The sequence below is a fragment of the Paenibacillus tengchongensis genome (genome assembly GCF_008973665.1).
In the GTDB taxonomy this organism is placed as follows: Bacteria; Bacillota; Bacilli; order Paenibacillales; family Paenibacillaceae; genus Paenibacillus_AQ; species Paenibacillus_AQ tengchongensis.
The window spans coordinates 1-502 of the sequence record NZ_WACP01000086.1 but is presented as its reverse complement, the minus strand read 5'-3'; the positions used below and the strand labels follow the sequence as shown (position 1 = coordinate 502).

At 40.6% G+C, this 502-nt stretch carries 1 protein-coding gene; it reads right to left on the bottom strand.

Translation table 11 applies throughout. The features are described from left to right. Window positions 1–202 precede the first annotated feature (202 nt). A partial coding sequence (locus tag F1381_RS28000) for a transposase (protein WP_187355603.1) occupies window positions 203–502 on the bottom strand: 300 nt, incomplete at its 5' end.

Genomic DNA, 502 nt, shown 5'->3' with positions numbered 1-502 from the left:
TATACTGAACCAAAAAAGAAACTTCCCCTGTGTTTAAGTGCAGATATACACACATTTGAAAATCTGGATGAAACTAGATTTATATGTATTGAAAGAGTATTTTATTGCGTATTTGTGTGAAAAAAATTATTGCTGAGGGTTTATCAAAAAGTAGTGAAATGGTAGTTAAAATGCAGAAGGGGTCGCCCACCAAATTCACAAATTAATACCGGGTATGACCACCTTCAGCATGAAGGACTGCCTGGCATCGTTGGCGCATAGAACGGATAAGCGTATTGATTTCGGCTTGTGGAATGTTGTTCCATTCCTGAATTAAGGCTTGTCTTAGCTGAATGACGTTTGACGGTGGAATAGGGCGACGTCTAACACGCTGGTCCAAATTATCCCAAAGGTGTTCAATGGGATTCAGATCAGGGCTTTTGGCAGGCCAGTCATTAATAAATGCAATGTTATTCGCCCTGAGGAAATTCACAGTGTCCCTAGCTGTATGGCTTGTGGCATT